Source organism: Flavobacterium sp. T12S277 (assembly GCF_048514875.1).
In the GTDB taxonomy this organism is placed as follows: Bacteria; Bacteroidota; Bacteroidia; order Flavobacteriales; family Flavobacteriaceae; genus Flavobacterium.
This window is the reverse complement of record NZ_JBLYEG010000004.1, coordinates 126,716-143,359: the sequence shown is the minus strand read 5'-3', so window position 1 is coordinate 143,359 and position 16,644 is coordinate 126,716. Positions and strand designations below refer to the sequence as shown.

At 33.6% G+C, this 16,644-nt stretch carries 16 protein-coding genes; 10 read left to right on the top strand and 6 right to left on the bottom strand.

Annotated features, from left to right (window positions below; all coding sequences use genetic code 11):
- Positions 1 to 4: 4 nt before the first annotated feature.
- The 8 genes from ACN1CN_RS08335 to ACN1CN_RS08300 are packed head-to-tail and all read left to right on the top strand — an operon-like array spanning position 5 to position 9,451.
- Positions 5 to 1,621 (top strand): hypothetical protein, encoded by a 1,617-nt coding sequence (locus ACN1CN_RS08335; protein WP_419135314.1) that lies wholly within the window; start codon positions 5 to 7, stop codon positions 1,619 to 1,621.
- The gene (locus ACN1CN_RS08330; protein WP_419135313.1) at positions 1,621 to 2,703 is read left to right on the top strand and encodes a GNAT family N-acetyltransferase; all 1,083 of its coding nucleotides are present in this window, start codon (positions 1,621 to 1,623) and stop codon (positions 2,701 to 2,703) included. The genes ACN1CN_RS08335 and ACN1CN_RS08330 overlap by 1 nt, the downstream gene beginning before the upstream one ends.
- Positions 2,687 to 3,427, top strand: a complete 741-nt coding sequence (locus tag ACN1CN_RS08325) for a class I SAM-dependent methyltransferase (RefSeq protein ID WP_419135312.1) — start codon at positions 2,687 to 2,689, stop codon at positions 3,425 to 3,427. The genes ACN1CN_RS08330 and ACN1CN_RS08325 overlap by 17 nt, the downstream gene beginning before the upstream one ends.
- A 6-nt stretch (positions 3,428 to 3,433) precedes the next feature.
- On the top strand, positions 3,434 to 4,435 hold the full coding sequence (locus tag ACN1CN_RS08320; RefSeq protein ID WP_419135311.1) for a glycosyltransferase family 2 protein: 1,002 nt from the start codon (positions 3,434 to 3,436) through the stop codon (positions 4,433 to 4,435).
- The gene (locus tag ACN1CN_RS08315) at positions 4,432 to 5,550 is read left to right on the top strand and encodes a glycosyltransferase (protein ID WP_419135310.1); all 1,119 of its coding nucleotides are present in this window, start codon (positions 4,432 to 4,434) and stop codon (positions 5,548 to 5,550) included. The genes ACN1CN_RS08320 and ACN1CN_RS08315 overlap by 4 nt, the downstream gene beginning before the upstream one ends.
- Positions 5,547 to 6,635, top strand: coding sequence for a glycosyltransferase (locus ACN1CN_RS08310; RefSeq protein ID WP_419135309.1), 1,089 nt, complete (start codon positions 5,547 to 5,549; stop codon positions 6,633 to 6,635). The genes ACN1CN_RS08315 and ACN1CN_RS08310 overlap by 4 nt, the downstream gene beginning before the upstream one ends.
- 15 nt (positions 6,636 to 6,650) lie before the next feature.
- Positions 6,651 to 8,000, top strand: coding sequence for an O-antigen ligase family protein (locus tag ACN1CN_RS08305; protein ID WP_419135308.1), 1,350 nt, complete (start codon positions 6,651 to 6,653; stop codon positions 7,998 to 8,000).
- A gap of 56 nt (positions 8,001 to 8,056) precedes the next feature.
- Entirely contained in the window at positions 8,057 to 9,451 is a 1,395-nt protein-coding gene (locus ACN1CN_RS08300) for a sugar transferase (RefSeq protein WP_419135307.1), read from the top strand.
- A 1-nt stretch (position 9,452) separates the two neighbouring features.
- On the opposite strand, the gene ACN1CN_RS08295 is transcribed toward ACN1CN_RS08300, so the two are convergent.
- Both ACN1CN_RS08295 and ACN1CN_RS08290 read right to left on the bottom strand, forming a co-directional pair.
- A complete protein-coding gene (locus ACN1CN_RS08295) occupies positions 9,453 to 10,589 on the bottom strand; it encodes a DUF4105 domain-containing protein (protein WP_419135306.1) in 1,137 nt (378 codons plus the stop codon).
- Between the two features lie 37 nt (positions 10,590 to 10,626).
- Positions 10,627 to 11,610 carry a PorV/PorQ family protein gene (locus ACN1CN_RS08290; protein WP_419135433.1) on the bottom strand — a complete coding sequence of 328 codons (984 nt, stop codon included), beginning with the start codon at positions 11,608 to 11,610 and terminating at the stop codon, positions 10,627 to 10,629.
- Between the two features lie 296 nt (positions 11,611 to 11,906).
- Between ACN1CN_RS08290 and ACN1CN_RS08285 the strand changes: the two genes are divergently transcribed.
- Positions 11,907 to 12,623, top strand: a complete 717-nt coding sequence (locus tag ACN1CN_RS08285) for a CDP-alcohol phosphatidyltransferase family protein (protein WP_264525279.1) — start codon at positions 11,907 to 11,909, stop codon at positions 12,621 to 12,623.
- A gap of 10 nt (positions 12,624 to 12,633) precedes the next feature.
- The gene (locus tag ACN1CN_RS08280) at positions 12,634 to 13,494 is read left to right on the top strand and encodes a glycoside hydrolase family 25 protein (RefSeq protein ID WP_291285010.1); all 861 of its coding nucleotides are present in this window, start codon (positions 12,634 to 12,636) and stop codon (positions 13,492 to 13,494) included.
- A gap of 60 nt (positions 13,495 to 13,554) precedes the next feature.
- Here the strand turns inward: ACN1CN_RS08280 and lptB are convergent, their stop codons facing one another.
- The 4 genes from lptB to ACN1CN_RS08260 all read right to left on the bottom strand — a co-directional run bounded on the left by lptB (position 13,555) and on the right by ACN1CN_RS08260 (position 16,644).
- Positions 13,555 to 14,295, bottom strand: a complete 741-nt coding sequence (lptB, locus tag ACN1CN_RS08275) for an LPS export ABC transporter ATP-binding protein (protein ID WP_007803831.1) — start codon at positions 14,293 to 14,295, stop codon at positions 13,555 to 13,557.
- A gap of 225 nt (positions 14,296 to 14,520) precedes the next feature.
- A complete protein-coding gene (locus ACN1CN_RS08270) occupies positions 14,521 to 14,871 on the bottom strand; it encodes a carboxymuconolactone decarboxylase family protein (protein ID WP_257682795.1) in 351 nt (116 codons plus the stop codon).
- Positions 14,864 to 15,679 (bottom strand): twin-arginine translocase subunit TatC, encoded by an 816-nt coding sequence (tatC, locus tag ACN1CN_RS08265; RefSeq protein ID WP_291285008.1) that lies wholly within the window; start codon positions 15,677 to 15,679, stop codon positions 14,864 to 14,866. Before tatC ends, ACN1CN_RS08270 begins: the two co-directional genes overlap by 8 nt.
- Complete coding sequence (locus tag ACN1CN_RS08260; protein ID WP_419135305.1) at positions 15,679 to 16,644, bottom strand: KpsF/GutQ family sugar-phosphate isomerase; 966 nt, start codon at positions 16,642 to 16,644, stop codon at positions 15,679 to 15,681. Before ACN1CN_RS08260 ends, tatC begins: the two co-directional genes overlap by 1 nt.

Sequence of the window (16,644 nt, the reverse complement as noted above, 5' to 3'; positions counted from 1 at the left end):
AGACTTGATAGAATCTATAACTATTATAAAACCTTTGCAAAGTCAGACACTTGTGTTTGATAATCAATCACGCAAAGTGAGTATTGATCTCGCTCAGGTTAATCTTTCAGACTGTAATTCGTTCGATATAAAAATTGTTTTTTCAAAACCGGTAACACAGTTTCGTAGCCACGATTATACATGGCAAAAATTAAAAACTAATTTTATCGCAAATGAGTTTAGTCCCAAAATTGTAAAACTTCAGAATGATAAAGTTGTTCAGGCAAACATAACAGGTGGAATTTGGGAAATTGATCATCATAATCCAACTGTTTTACTATGGAGATTCAATCCCGAATCAGCATCGCCTATTACAAATTATTCAGGGAGTCAAAATAGAAAGACTATAATAGCGGCCAAACAAAAGTTTAATTTTGTTGAAATCCCTGCTTTATTATTTCCTCAAAACGAAGCTATTGAATTAAGCCGATCCAGAGAACCCTTTATTGCGATTGCTTGTTTTACAGATCACTGTGATTTTGACACTGCTGAAAATTTAGTCCTTCAAAGGCATTTTTTCAAAGAACACAATATAAAAGTAACAAAAGGTTTTTTTTTAAATCATTTCTCAAAGCGGGAAGAAAATGCATCTTTTCAAAATCAGAAAGAGGAACTTTTAAAATGGCATGAGGAAGGGCACGAGTTGTGTTACCATTCACTTTCACAATCTATCAAACCAAACGTCGAAAGTTTTGAGGATTTTGAACAATTTGTTCCACCATTAGAGGATTTGAAAGTCTGGATTGATCACGGGTTTCAGCCCTACAATTTTTCGCTTTTTGAAAACAATAATATTCCTGAAGAAAACTTTAGTAGTCTTTTAAAAGGTAAAAAGATTAATGTTCTTTGGAATTATATTGACACGGGTACTACTACAAATGGTGTAATAAATCAGTTAAATACAAAGCATTTTACGCTGTCAATTTTTTTAAAAGGCAATAAAGACAGCCGCTTAATTAAGAAAACACAGTTGATGATTAAAAACATTTTTTTCCATTATTATAATGATGAAAAGATGATTTTAAGATACAAAGATGCGGCAACAAACTTCAAAAAAGTATTTTTTCAAAAACGATTAAAGTCATTTTTTCCGCTGGTTAAAGACTTTTTTAAGTTAAGTGTTTCTATTTTGAAGGTTTTTGTATCATGGAAAACAAATAAAGGGAAAGCATATAAATTAGCACAATATTCTCCAATCTTATTCAAACATAACATTGCGGAGGAAGAGTTTTATATTTTCCAGACATTAGAAATGTTGGATTTTAGAAAATCATTATCAGAAGAAAATATACAGTTATTAATAAGTGAAAAAGGTGTTTTTATAGCACATACCTATTTTTCGGTTCCTATGGAATACCATGCAGGGAAATTATTTTCGTCTCCAGTACAAATAGACAAGAAAGTGGATGAAAGATTTAAAAGTCTTTCCGATAAAATTAAAAATAATAAAATCTGGAATCCAACACTTACACAGTTAATTGAGTATTGGCAGGGTTTTGAAAAAGTTGTTTTAGATGTTGATGCTGAAGGTGTTATTTTTATGAAGAGTAAATCTGATTTAACCTTTAGAAAATTTACCTAATGAAGATCCTTTTTACTAAAGAAAAATATTGGCTTGACAAATGGGATGAATTTGTTATCGCAAATAGTAACGGAAGTCATTTAGTGCTTTCAGATTGGCTTAAGTCTTATCAATCATATGGTTTTGATTTTGAGGTAGGATTATATATTGAAAATGAAGAAATAATTGGAGGCTACGGTGCAGTAATTCCGAAATTATCGTTCTTTAAATTTTATATTATTCCTTATGTACCATTACTTCTAAATGAGAATAACTTAGTTTTGCCCCAAATCATAGAAGCAGCAATTAATAGGTCTAATTTTCTTAAAACAAGTTGTTTGCAAATAGCGTCTCCTTCTCTTTTAAAATTTGAGAAAGATATTTATTATAGTAAATATTTAAAAAAACACAGCTTTAAAAAAGGGAATCGTTTTAAATATGTATTTTCTTTTACAGGATTAAATTGGTTAGATTTAAATAAATACAATACAATAGATGATCTGCTATTAGATTTTAAGTCATCAGTGCGACGAGATATCAGAAGTGCAGAAAGAAAAGGAGTCACAATTAGTTATGCTGTAACTTATAATGAAATAGAACGAGCATATGAAATATGTTTAGAGAATGCACAAAAGGCAAATTACGGACTTAGAGATTGGAATGATATTAAAGAAACAATAGTAGATTTAATTGAAAAAGGGATTGCTAAATTTATTGTAGGAACTAAAGACAATGAAGTAAAGGGCGCAATTTTTATAATAAAAGCAGGAGGTTATTATACCTATATTTTGGGAGGTACTAAAAAAGAGAAACCAGATCTGCTTGTTGGACATTTATTACAATGGGAAGCAATAAAGTTATCTTTTTCGGAAAAGAATAAAGGATATAATCTGTCATTAGGGGGTTCTAAGGGGGTACAAGATTTTAAAAATGGTTTTAATACAAAACAGATTTTAGCTGAGGATTCAGCTTATTATTTAATTAATAATAGTTTGTTATTTTCGATCTATGTTTTTTTTGAAAAATATATGAAACCACATAAAAGAGCAATGGCAAAAATTTTAGCATCAATTAAAAGGTTAAAAAATGAAAGTAGAAAATAAATCTTTTTGGGAAAGAGAAGATATTATCGCTACACAAGAGGTAATGACATCAATTTCAGATTTTGAGCATTTTATGTTCGAAAGTAGTTTAAAGCGTTATGATAAGATAGGGAAAATAGATCGTATAAAAGTTTTTGGCTGCGGAACCGGAAGAGAACTTACTGGCATTGCAAAGTTTTATAAACCAAATCAAATTGTTGCCTCTGATATTTCGGATAATATGATTGAGAAATGCAACCAGAATTTAAAAGTTTGGGGTATTGATATAATTACCAGTACTATTGTTGGTGACGCAAAGGATTTTAATAAAGTTGCGAATGAGTTTGAACTGGTAACCATATTAAATAGTATGTTAACCTATGTGCCTGTTCGTAAAGATCGTTTGACAATTTTTAAAAATGCCCGTCAAATTTTGGCTGAGGACGGTGTTCTATTAGGAACGGTTCATAACCAAATTGGAGCTTTGAGGAAAACGATGTATTTTAAATTACGAGGACTTTTTTCTCTTTTTTTAGGAGAAAAAGTAGGAAACAGAAACACCGGTTTTAAAGGTTTTAAAGTTTCAGGATATTATTATACGAAGAAAGGATTGATTACAGATCTAAAAGAATCAGGATTTAGGGATATAGAAGTTTATTCAATCGAGGAATTTCATGCTATGAAAGGACAGTTGTACAATAGAAAAAAAGGATACAACAATTTAATATTTATAGCTTCTAAATAGAATTTAATGAATTTTTCGCTAATTATTTGTACTTATATGCGCCCTGAATCATTGCAAGCTTTATTGCAGTCGATTCAAAAACAATTATTGTATCCAAATCAAATCCTTATTATCGATGGTTCCATTAATAATGAGACCAAAACTGTTGTAGAAGAAAACAAGTTTCAGAATTTAGAATATTTCCTGGTTTCTAAAGATAATAGGGGCCTTACAAGACAACGAAACTACGGTGTTTCTAAGGTAAATACAGACTGTGAAATTGTTTGCTTTCTGGATGACGATACCGTTTTAGAACCGGATTACTTTAAGCAGATTATCGAAACATTCAATGTAAATTCAGCTATAGCTGGCGTAGGAGGGATTGCAATTAATGAGTACGGTTGGAAAAAACAGGATCCTGACGTTTTGTATGATCAGAAAAAATACTATTTGTTTGAGGGGTTTTATTACAAAGAAGGTTTGCGGAACGTTGTTAGGAATTACTTAAAGCTAAACTCTACTTTAGGATCCGGTAAAATGCCAAATTATTCGCATGGCGGAACCTCAGGATTTCCGCTGACAGGAAAGACTTATGAAGTAGATTTACTAATAGGAATGTCCATGTCATTCAAAAAACAAGTTTTAGATCAAATTAAGTTTTCTGGATATTTTGAAGGATATGGTTTGTATGAAGATGCTGATTTTAGTTTAAGAGCTTTGCAGTTTGGTCAAAATGTAATCAATACAAACGCGCGTTTATCTCATTTTCATGCCGAGTCGGGTCGCCCAAATAAATACAAATACGGAAAAATGGTAGTTAGAAACGGATGGTATGTTTGGAGAGTTAAAAACCCAGCTCCAGTTTTTAAAGACCGATTAAAATGGAATTTAATAACAGTACTTTTAATCTTAATTCGCTTTACAAATGTTCTTACAGAACAAAAGAAAGAAGAAGCCTTTACCGAAGCTTTGGGAAGAAGTATTGGTTTTTTGAGTTTATTCGTTAATAAGCCAAAAGTAAACTCATGAAGTTTTTAATTGTAACCCATGTTGTCCATATTCAGCATGAGAATGAATTTTTAGCCTATGCTCCTTATGTTCGGGAAATGAACATTTGGTTTAAATTTGTAGATGAAGTACTTATTGTTGCCCCACTGCAAAAAGGGGAGCGAACCGCAATTGATATCCCATACAAGCACAATAAAATTGATTTTAGACAAGTTCCAAATTTTAATTTTATTGATATTAGGAATAGCTTGATTTCAATTATTAAATTGCCAATTGTTTTGTGGAATCTACTTCTGGCAATGAAAAATGCCGACCATATTCATTTGAGGTGTCCCGGGAATATGGGGCTATTGGGCTGTTTTGTTCAGATATTATTTCCCGGAAAAAGTAAAACAGCTAAATATGCGGGCAATTGGGATCCTAAAAGTAAACAGCCATTCTCCTATAAAATGCAAAAATGGATTTTAAATAATACTTTTTTGACTCGGAACATGACCGTATTAGTTTATGGGAAATGGGAAAACCAATCCAAAAATATAAAGTCTTTTTTTACTGCAACTTACTCCGAATCTGAAAAAACAACCATTAAGGAAAAAGATTTCAATAGTACATTAAATTTTGTTTTTGTCGGTAGTTTAGTCTCGGGTAAAAATTCTGTTTATGCGCTAAAAATAATTCATCATTTAATAAATAAAGGAAATAAAATAATTCTGAGTTTGTACGGAGAAGGCCCGGACCGAGTTTATTTGGAAGGTTATATTACTGAAAATGATTTAGGAAGATTTGTCATCTTGAATGGAAATCAAAATCAGGACACAATAAAAAAAGCATATCAAAACAGCCATTTTGTTATTTTACCGTCTAAAAGTGAAGGCTGGCCTAAAGCTATTGCTGAAGGAATGTTCTGGGGTAGTATTCCAATTGCTAGTAAAGTTTCCTGTGTACCTTTTATGTTAGATTATGGGCAGAGAGGTGTTTTGCTGGAAATGGATTTAGTGAAAGATGTAAATCAGATAAATGAAATGTTAAAAGAGGAGCAAAATTTACATAAAAAAAGAGAATTAGCTATTGAGTGGTCGCAAAATTATACTACAGATCTTTTTGAATCAGAACTTAAAAAGCTATTATTAAAATGAGAATTGTACAAATAATTGACTCTTTAGAGCCTGGAGGAGCAGAACGCATGGCAGTCAACTATGCTAATGCTTTGGCTGGTGAAGCCGAGTTTTCTGGCTTAATTGTATCACGGAGAGAAGGATTGTTATTCAATCAGATTGACGAGAATGTTAGTTATTTATTTTTAAAGAAGAGGAAAATAATTGATTTTAATGCAGTTTCCAAATTGCGTAAATATTTAAAGAAGAATCAGATTGATGTAATTCATGCACACAGTTCTTCTTTTTTTATTGCGGTTTTAGTTAAATTAACTTTACCAGGAATTAAAATTATCTGGCACGATCATTATGGAATTTCGCAAGATTTGACCTCCAGAAAAGATTTAGTTTTAAAAGTAAGTTCACTTTTTTTTACGGGAATCATCTCTGTAAGTGAAGTTTTAAAAGATTGGGCAAAGAGTTATTTATGGTGCCCAGACATTATTTATTTGTCTAATTTTATCTCTGAATCTCCTATTTCAAAAGAGCAAGTAGTATTAAATGGATCAGAAGGGAAAAGAATTATTTGTGTTGCTAATTTGCGGCCGCAAAAGAATCACGAACTGCTAATAAATGCAGCCAATAGGATTAGAAATAAATTTCCGGATTGGAGCTTTCATTTATTTGGAAAAGACTTTCAGGATTCCTATTCTGAAGAATTGAAAAAGAAGGTTGTAGATTTAGAATTACAGGAAGTAGTTTTTTTTTATGGTTCAACTAATAATGTCGGTTCAGCATTAATGCAAAGTCAGATTGGTATTTTGACGTCATTTTCAGAAGGACTTCCATTGGCTATCTTAGAATACGGGCTCTCAAAATTACCTGTAGTAGCAACAAATGTGGGTGATGTATCAAAAGTAATTGATTCAGAGATCGAAGGTTTAATTGTAGAATCCAATGATCTAAATGGCTTTGCGGAAGCACTTGAAAGAATTATTATTGATGAAAAATTACGGGATAAACTTGCTTTAAAACTATATGAAAAGGTTCAGTTGAATTTTAGTAAAAAAAGTATTATTGCAGAGTATCGTTTATGGCTGGAATCTTTGATTACTTTTGCGATTTAAAAATATTAAATAGGGATGAAAAACATAAAACTGTCTTATAGCAATCTGCTTTTAATTCATGCTGCTATTGCCTTGGCTGTCTTTGCTGTACCCTTTTTGTCAAAAATATACGCATTATTAATTCCAATTGTCGGTTTTTTTATTGTTTATCGAAGTAAGAATAGGAATAACGAAGTTCTTCTTGTAGCAGCTTACCTAGTTGGAGTGGAGGTGTTTTTAAGAATGACCGGAGGAAATTTTAATAATGAGTTTGTAAAGATTAATGTGATTTTTTTCATGTTAGTGGGAATGGTGTACAGTAATTTTTCTTCCAATGCATTTGTGTATTTTTTCTTTCTTATTTTATTAATTCCGGGTATTTTAATTACTTCTACCGTTTTCAGTGTTTCTGTCGATATTAAGAAATCATTAGTTTTCAACTTATCGGGACCGGTCTGTCTGGCAATATCTTCTATCTATATGTATAAAAGAAAGATCTTATTTGCCGATCTGCAAACTGTTTTAATCGCAATGGGGTTGCCAATCGTTAGTACAACTGTTTATTTATTTTTATACAATCCAAGTGTTAGAGATGTGGTAACGGGGACCCAATCTAATTTTGAGACCTCCGGAGGGTTTGGACCAAATCAGGTTTCAACGATACTCGGATTAGGGATCTTTATTTTTTTTACGCAACTGATACTATTCTCTAAATCGAAAAAAATGATGATTTTAAATGGTGCATTGTTAGTTTTTTTGACTTACCGAGGGATCGTGACCTTTTCAAGGGGAGGAATTATAACGGCGATAGCCATGATTATTTGTTTATTATTTTTTCTATACCGTTTTTCTAATAACAGGGGAAGAAGAAAGTTTGTATCGGTTTTTATTCTGACTGGACTACTAGGTATGGGAGTGTGGGGGTATTCTTCTTTTCAGACGAAAGGACTTATTGAAAAACGTTATGCGAATCAGGATGCCAGAGGCAGGCAAAAGAAAGATCGTTTGGGAGGCAGAGAACAGATTATGAATGAAGAGTTAAAGCTTTTCATCGAAAATCCAGTTTTGGGTGTTGGAGTTGGAATGGGTAAACAAATCAGAAAAGAAGCCTCTGGAGAAGCTGCAGCTTCACACAACGAAAGTACCCGTATGATAAGTGAGCATGGTTTATTTGGTGTTTTGGGACTCGTATTACTTTTAACTGTACCTATAATGTTGTATGTTAACAATCGACAGCATTTATACTTTTTTTCATTTTTCGTTTTTTGGTTATTAACCATAAATCACGCTGCCATGCGAACAGCCGCGCCTGCTTTTGTGTACGGATTATCGCTTCTTTTTGTTCAGATTAAAATTCCTGAAAAAGAAGAAATTTCCGTCAGCTAAATTCTGTTTTTTATAATACATTTGCCTCACGTTTAAGCCCCTAAACAATAGAATAAATGTTTTTAAAATCTAAAATGCATTTCGAAATTTCGGAAAGGAAAGTTTTGCTTCTTCTTTTTGATATTATTTTTATTTTGTCTGCATTATATCTCCTAAGTTTACTATTTCATTATAATTACTTTGTTTTTGATAAAAGCAATTTTCTAAGTATAATATTGCTCCTCAGTTATGTATATGCTTTTGGGGTAATATTCGAAATGTACAATTTGCAGGTCGCCAGCAGTCAGCTACAGATTCTTCAAAGTGTAATTTTTACGGCTACAGCTTCAAGTCTGGCTTATTTGTTTACGCCGGTTTTATCTCCGGAATTGCCTAAACATCGATTGGTTATAGTAATATTCTATTTTACAATACTGGGCACTTTATTATTGTGGCGTTTGTTTTATGTCTTCTTCCTAGCATCACACCGTTTTTCTCAAAATGTAGTTTTAATATGTGATCAAAACCAAGTAGAAGAATTGGTTTTGGGACTTGAAAATGTTGATCCGCACTATAGAATTATTGGCTTTGTAAATTCAGATGCAATCTCAGAAGAAGATTTAAACTTCCACTACGTTAAAGAAATTAAAAAGAAAGATTTAGAAGAGTTTGTAATTAGGAATCAGGTTTCAGAGATTGTTATTGCTTCCCAAAAAACAGATGGAATTACAGCCGATCTCTACCAGCAATTACTTCATTTATTAGAATCAGGAAATATTATTCGGGAATATACGCAGGTTTACGAAAGTAAAACACAACGGATTCCGGTTCATTATATAGCCCGCGATTTTTATAGATTTTTCCCCTTTAGCCGAAATAATAACAATAAGCTGTACTTGTTTTTTGTTCGCCTATTAGAATTTTTGTTTTCAATTACGGGATTGCTTATTTGCTTCCTTTTTATTCCTTTTATTTTTATCACGAATCTGGTAGCGAATAAAGGAACTTTGTTTTACACACAGGAGCGTGTAGGTAAAAACGGTGTAGTTTTTAAAATCTATAAGTTCAGAACCATGGTAGAAAACTCAGAGTCTAATGGGATTGTTTTCGCTAGTTCGAATGATAAACGGATTACTCCATTTGGTAAAATGATGCGTAAATCAAGAATCGACGAATTACCGCAGTTTTTTAATGTTTTAAAAGGCGATATGGCTGTTATTGGCCCTAGACCTGAACGACCATTTTTTGTGGATGAAATAGCTCGAATCATGCCTTTTTATGAGACACGACACGTTGTGAAACCGGGACTGACCGGTTGGGCACAAGTAAACTATTCTTACGGAGAATCTATCGATGAGAGTTTGATAAAGCTGCAATACGACTTATACTACATCAAACACCGCAGCATATTTCTGGATTTAAGTATTACTTTTAAAACGATTACGACTGTTTTGTTTTATCGCGGACAGTAATTTAAATAATAATCGGAATACGTTTTTTATTTCGAATAGCGACTCTCACTAAAACAAATCCGCTTGTAATAATCATTGGTAAAACAATGAAGAAATGTGCTTTGTTGATCATGAAAATGGTGTAAACTACCAAAAACAGTAAGTGTATAACAGCAAAGCGGTACGTCCATCTTTTGTTTTTTAAGATTGAAAAAAGGATTAATACCAACAAAAGCGGACTAAGCAAAAGTACATTGTAGTTCATTGCCAGTTCCTGATGAAGCGAATAGAATCCGATAGTAACAAAAAAGATTCCTATAAGAGATAAGATCAAAAGATAGATTTTATCGACTACTTTGTTGTGCGCCAAAACAACAAAAGCCAGTATAAGGAGATAGGTGTAAATATTATTCCACCATGAACTTGGTTTCTCTTTTTCAAAATTAAGCACAGTTTTGCTTTGGCTTACTAAGGGATGATTTTGAAAAGTAGTTTTCTCTAAGTTGCTTTTTAGTTCGAAAGGTAAAAAGATCTTGGTTCCCGCTTGGTCTACTTTGGTTCCGAAAATAATACTGGTTCCTAGCTGATCGTAAAAATGCTCATCGAAATAAGGAAATAGAATGGATCGATACGTTTCAGTTGTGTCTCCTTTTTTAGTTACAACCTCCCCATTGAGCGATTTATTGATGACATCAACCACCATCGAAGTACAGTTTTTGTCAATAAACTTATAAGTGTAATAACGATCTTCAGAGAGTGCCGTTGCATTTAAGTTATCAAAAAGTGTTTGCTTTAGGTTTTGAGGTATCAAAAGCTCCTGTTCAAAAACACTTCTCTTCTCAGTCGTATAATCGCTTACAAATTCAGGATAGGATCGAACGCTTACAAAATATTGCAGATCGCCTTTTGCAAACTTGGCAACAAAATTGGGTGTTCTAAAGTCAAAATTACCATAATTGTAAACAACATCAATGTTGTTAGCCGGGTCAGCGACACGAATTGCAGTATGACCAAAATAAGTATAACTTTCATTACCCAGTCCGCAGGTAATAACACTTATTTTAGCCTCTTTTGTTAAAGGTATATTCTGGCCAAACCCCAGGAAACTTAGTAATAATAGTAAACTAAAAAGTGTTTTTTTGAAAAGGACATTTTTCATAATTTAAAATGTTAAGAAGTTTGAGGATTAACAAATATTATCTAAAGATACCTAAATCTACTTTTAAAGAAAAAATATTAGAATACAAAGCTGTACTTTGGTTTCCTAAATCTGTCAAAGCATAGTCGACCTGAATACCTTTGTACTTAAAACCAAGCCCTATATTAGGCTGAAAGTTTAGTTTTTCGGTGTTGTCTAGTTGCGTTACATTTTGAAAATTTCCTGCTCCTGCTCTTAAAAAAACAAGATCGGTATAACCAAACTCAAAACCCAGAGCAGGATCGATACTGACTGCTTTTGTAGAAATAATATCATTGGTTTGCTCAAAACGCATATTTAAATTGGTTGCAACCAAAAGACTGTAATCGTTGTGAAATTCAATTTTTTTAGAAATTCCCAGTTGCGCTTTTGGTAAAGTAATTTCAGTGCTCTCAGGCAATTCGTTGTTTTCTCCCGGAATAGCATTGGCAATTTTCTTGTATTCCTCTTCATTAATATTCCATACATTGTAAGTAGTGGTAATATCGCGAAGCATCAAACCAAAATTCCAGCCATTTCTTTCAAATTGAAGTCCAAAGTCAAAACCAAAACCCCAGGAATTGGCAAACTTTCCAATCACTCGTCGGATTACTTTTGCATTCACTCCATATTGAAAACCGTCTACGGGTAATTTTCTTGCGTACGAAAAAGTAAAACCATAATCAGCAGTAGAGAACAGCCTGATTCGATTGTAATCTATATTCCCTTGATTGTCGATCAACTGAGTAGTGTCCATAATGTCATCCACTCCAAAACGAATCATCGAGATTCCCCAGGCACTTCTGTCGTCAATCGGACTTGCATATCCAATGTAGTCGTATTGTGCAATATTGGCAAAATAATTGGCGTGCATCAACGAAATTTGATGATCTTCAAGATGCGTCAGACCGGCTGGGTTCCAATAAACGGAATTAACATCATTTGTAGAAGAAACTACAGCACCCGACATTCCTAAAGCAGCTGCGTCAACACCAATATTCATAAACTCATTCGAATACTTTCGAACGGTTTGTGCATACTGAATCGTGCAACTACAAAATAATAATAACACAAAGATTTTCTTCAACGGATATTTTTTAGCAGACCGAAGTCTGTTTTAATTTTTATCAAAAATATAATATTTTAGTCATCTAATTCAAATTATTGTAAAACTTAAATTTTTCATATAAAAATGTTTACAATGCTTTTGAGGGAATAGCATTTTAATAGAAAAAATTTCTGTTAATGTCGCTTATTTATACGAAATTTGCCGTTCAACATTTGTCAAAATTATAAATCATGAATATTAAAAAACACATTCCTAATTTAATCACATTAATCAATTTATTCTGCGGTTGTATCGCGGTTGTTTTTGTTTCGGAAGCCAATTACGAAATGGCTTTTTACATGGTTTGTTTGGGAATCTTCTTTGATTTTTTTGATGGTTTTTTTGCCAGATTGTTCAACGTTTCCAGTCCGCTTGGATTACAGTTAGACTCGTTGGCCGATATGGTTACCAGCGGAGTGGTACCGGGTTATGTAATGTATACCATGTTTCTGAAAAGCGCCAATCCTCATGAAGTAATTGGTTCTGTTTTTATTCCTTTTTTAGGATTTATAGTAACCTTAGGTTCTTGTTACCGATTGGCAAATTTTAATATTGATACCCGTCAGACCGATTCTTTTATTGGTTTGCCAACACCTGCAAATGCTCTTTTTATTCTGAGCTTGCCTATGGTTTTGAAGTTTTCAGACTCTCTATTGGTGTTTGAAATACTAACCAACCATTGGGTTTTATTAGGAATTACTTTGTGCAGTGCTTATATTTTGAATGCCGAAATTCCGTTGTTTGCATTAAAAGTTAAAAAGTTTACTTTAAAAGATAACGGGCTGCAAATCGTGTTTTTGCTAATTGCTGTAGTTTTGCTTTTGTTGCTTCATTATATCGCGATTCCGTTGATTATTATTATTTATGTACTGCTTTCAGTGGTAAATAATGTGTTTTTGAAAAAGTAGTTTTATTGGAATGGCAAGAAAAACGACTACCCGAAGAACTTCTTATTCCCGCAAATCGAAACCTCAGAGGTCGATTCTGGCAAGTGGACTTCGCTTTATCATTTATTCTTTTTTAGTATTGCTTTTTTTTGCAACAGTTTATCATTATCGTGATGGACTGGCTTATTATCTTGGCTTTAAATCAAATAAAGTTTTAGAGGAGGATGCTGTGGAAAAACGTCTTTCAGATGTTAGAAATGTTCAGGTTCTGGAAAATCATAAAGGGAAAGTAATCGGTATTGATGTTTCTGAATTTCAGGGAACCGTACATTGGGGTGAAGTTGAGGTTTTGGAAGAAAAATACCCGGTTCAGTTTGTTTTTATTCGTGCTACGGCAGGGAATAATAAAGTAGACAGGCAGTTTATGCACAACTGGTTAGGGGCAAAAAAGCACAAGATTATACGCGGAGCCTATCATTACTATCGTCCTAACGAAAATTCGATAGAACAGGCCGATCTTTTTATAAAAACCGTAAAACTGCAAAAAGGGGATTTACCGCCCGTTTTAGATATTGAACGATTGCCTAAAAATCAGTCGCTGGACAGTTTGAAAAAAGGCCTGAAACGTTGGCTGAATAAGGTCGAAGCACATTATCAGGTGCGTCCGATTATTTATACCGGAGAACGTTATTATGGCGATTTCCTGAAAGAAGAATTTGGAGAATATTTATTCTGGATTGCCAACTATAACTTCTACAGAGAGAAGATTGAAGAAGACTGGCTATTTTGGCAGTTTACAGAAAAAGCTTCTTTGCCGGGAATTAAACACAGTGTGGATGTGAATATCTACAATGGAGATTTAGAGCAGTTGCAGTTTATTACTGTAGAATAATAAGTTTTCAGTCGCAGTTTTCAGTCACAGTAAAACTGAAAACTGCGACTGAAAACTTCCTTAAAATTCAAGTTTCTTTTTACGTAGCTCAAAGTTTTGTCCCAGATAAACACGACGAACCATTTCGTCTTCAACCAATTCTTCCGGAATTCCGGCTTTCAAAATTCCTCCTTCAAACATTAGGTAAGTCTTGTCGGTAATGGCCAAAGTTTCCTGAACGTTGTGATCGGTAATTAAAATTCCAATATTTTTGTTTTTTAGCTGCGCTACAATTCTCTGAATGTCTTCCACTGCAACCGGGTCAACTCCTGCAAAAGGCTCATCCAATAAAATAAATTTTGGATCGGTTGCCAAAGCACGGGCAATTTCCGTACGACGACGTTCCCCCCCTGAAAGTAAATCTCCTCTGTTGGTACGAATGTGTTCTAAGCTGAATTCTTCAATTAAGCTCTCCATTTTTGCAATCTGTTCTTCTTTCGATAGTTTCGTCAATTGCAAAACACTCAGGATGTTGTCTTCAATGCTTAATTTTCTAAAAACAGAAGCTTCCTGCGCCAAATAACCAATTCCTTGTTGGGCACGTTTGTACATAGGATAATCGGTAATGTTCAGATCGTCCAGATAAATATTACCTGAGTTTGGTTTTACCAATCCCACAATCATATAAAATGAAGTCGTTTTTCCTGCACCATTAGGTCCTAAAAGACCTACGATTTCCCCTTGATTAACTTCAACAGAAATCCCTTTTACAACACTACGTCCTTTATAGGTTTTGATTAAATTATCGGCTCTTAGCTTCATTTTTTTTAATTAGATAATTTGGAAATTAGATAATGAGATAATTAAAACTAGCTCAATTCAATTTATAAATTTGATGGGACAAATTAAAAGTAAAATAATCAATCAGATAAATGAATTAACAAATTATTGCATTTTCAAAATCATCTGATTGAATAGGTGCAAAATAAATAATTAGAGCATTTGAGAAAATTATCTCATTATCTAATTATCAAATTGGCACATTTTCTAATTCCCTTGCTCTTCTAAAGCTTCCCAAAATTCGTAAGCTCTTCTCAAATGCGGAATTACGATGGTTCCGCCAACCAAAGTTGCGATTCCCATAGCTTCCATCATTTCTTCTTTGGTAACTCCTTCTTTATGGCTGGTTTCGAGGTGGTATTTTACACAGTCGTCACAACGCAAAACCGCCGAAGCTACTAATCCTAAAAGCTCTTTTGTTTTTACATCAAGAGCTCCCGGAGCGTAAGCATTCGTATCAAGGTTAAAAATTCTTTTTACAATTTTATTGTTGTCGGCCAATAATTTTTCGTTCATTTTAGAACGATAATCATTAAATTCTTGTATGATATCAGACATTTTCTTTCATTTTATTTCGATAAACAATCTTAGAAATCAGAATACTTACTTCGTAAATAAGCAACATTGGTATGGCCACGATAGTCTGGCTTACTACATCTGGAGGGGTTACGATTGCGGCAATAATCAAAATAATTATTACGGCATATTTCCAGTATTTTCTCAGGAATTCAGGAGTTACTAATCCCAATTTGGTTAAGAAGTAAATAGCGATTGGCAATTCAAAAAAGATCGCACTACCCAATATACTTGTTTTTACCATACCCATATAGGAGTCCAGTGTGAATTGATTTTTTACAACATCACTCACGGAGAAAGTAGCCACAAAATTTACAGACATTGGAATAACTACAAAATATCCGAACAATACTCCTAAGAAGAAAAGTAAAGAGGAGGTGAAGATGAATACTTTTGCGTTTTTTTTCTCTTTCTCGTACAAAGCAGGGCTGATAAATTTCCAGATTTCCCATAAAATATAAGGAAAACTCAAAATAAAACCGGCCAAAATACACATCCAGACAAAAATATTTACCTGGCCTTCCATTTCCGTATTTTGGATAATAAAATTCAGCTGCGTAATGCAAATACTATCAGCGAAACCAAGCTGGTGCGACAGATCGCAAAACCAGATATAGGTAAAAAAAGTAGGTCTGGTTGGCCCCAGGATAATTTCATCAAACAAATAGTCACTTACAAAATACGTTACAAATGCCATTATCATAATTGCAATTGTACTTCTAACCAGTAACCATCTTAATTCTTCAAGATGGTCCAGAAACGACATCTCGCCAAGGTTTTTTTTTGCCATTATACGATTCCTTCTTTTAAAATGTCATGTAAATGTAATACGCCTTTGTACTCTCCATTATCAGCAACAATAAGTTGTGTTATCGAAAAATCTTCTAAAATATTCAAAGCGTCAACCGCCATTGTTTCTGAAGATACGAATTTAGGATTTTTAGACATAATATCTTTTGCCGTTAAATCAGCAATAGAATCTCTGTCGTTTAACATTCTTCTGATGTCTCCATCGGTAATGATACCTACAATTTTATCGTTTTCGATTACTGCGGTTACCCCCAGTCTTTTTTCAGAGATCTCAAAAATAGCTTTTTTGATTGAGGTGTCCGGAGTTACCATTGGTTTTAACGAATGTTCAATCATGTCTTTAACGCGAAGGAGTAATTTTTTTCCTAAAGCGCCACCAGGATGATAAACAGCGAAATCTTCAGGTTTAAAATCACGCATTTCCATCAAACAAATGGCTAAAGCATCACCCATAACAAGTTGAGCAGTGGTGCTGTTTGTTGGAGCCAGATTTATCGGGCAGGCCTCCATTTCAACAGTGGTATTCAGAACATAATCAGAACCTTTAGCTAAAAATGAAGTTACATTTCCGGTTATTCCGATCAAAATGTTTCCAAAACGTTTCAATAGGGGAACCAGTACTTTTATTTCGGGACTGTTTCCGCTTTTTGAAATGCAGATTACAATGTCGTCGTTTTGTATCATTCCCAGGTCGCCATGGATGGCTTCTGAGGCGTGAAGGAACATAGATGGCGTGCCGGTTGAGTTAAAAGTAGCGACCATTTTTTGAGCAATAATGGCACTTTTTCCGATGCCTGTAACCACTAATCGGCCCTTAGTTTCGTAAATGCGTTGGACAGCTTCGTAGAAATTTTCGTCCAGAAAATCAATTAGCTTTGTAATTGCTTCACTTTCAGATAGTATGGTTTTTTTGGCGATCGCCAATATATTTTCTTTTGTGATCAA

Bases quoted from the DNA above. Each gene is read 5' to 3' on its own strand.
- ACN1CN_RS08330 (WP_419135313.1), top strand. From the start codon at position 1,621: ATGAAGATCCTTTTTACTAAAGAAAAATATTGGCTTGACAAATGGGAT.
- ACN1CN_RS08325 (WP_419135312.1), top strand. From the start codon at position 2,687: ATGAAAGTAGAAAATAAATCTTTTTGGGAAAGAGAAGATATTATCGCT.
- ACN1CN_RS08320 (WP_419135311.1), top strand. From the start codon at position 3,434: ATGAATTTTTCGCTAATTATTTGTACTTATATGCGCCCTGAATCATTG.
- ACN1CN_RS08315 (WP_419135310.1), top strand. From the start codon at position 4,432: ATGAAGTTTTTAATTGTAACCCATGTTGTCCATATTCAGCATGAGAAT.
- ACN1CN_RS08310 (WP_419135309.1), top strand. From the start codon at position 5,547: ATGAGAATTGTACAAATAATTGACTCTTTAGAGCCTGGAGGAGCAGAA.
- ACN1CN_RS08305 (WP_419135308.1), top strand. From the start codon at position 6,651: ATGAAAAACATAAAACTGTCTTATAGCAATCTGCTTTTAATTCATGCT.
- ACN1CN_RS08300 (WP_419135307.1), top strand. From the start codon at position 8,057: ATGTTTTTAAAATCTAAAATGCATTTCGAAATTTCGGAAAGGAAAGTT.
- ACN1CN_RS08295 (WP_419135306.1), bottom strand. From the start codon at position 10,589: ATGAAAAATGTCCTTTTCAAAAAAACACTTTTTAGTTTACTATTATTA.
- ACN1CN_RS08290 (WP_419135433.1), bottom strand. From the start codon at position 11,610: ATGAATATTGGTGTTGACGCAGCTGCTTTAGGAATGTCGGGTGCTGTA.
- ACN1CN_RS08285 (WP_264525279.1), top strand. From the start codon at position 11,907: ATGAATATTAAAAAACACATTCCTAATTTAATCACATTAATCAATTTA.
- ACN1CN_RS08280 (WP_291285010.1), top strand. From the start codon at position 12,634: ATGGCAAGAAAAACGACTACCCGAAGAACTTCTTATTCCCGCAAATCG.
- lptB (WP_007803831.1), bottom strand. From the start codon at position 14,295: ATGAAGCTAAGAGCCGATAATTTAATCAAAACCTATAAAGGACGTAGT.
- ACN1CN_RS08270 (WP_257682795.1), bottom strand. From the start codon at position 14,871: ATGTCTGATATCATACAAGAATTTAATGATTATCGTTCTAAAATGAAC.
- tatC (WP_291285008.1), bottom strand. From the start codon at position 15,679: ATGGCAAAAAAAAACCTTGGCGAGATGTCGTTTCTGGACCATCTTGAA.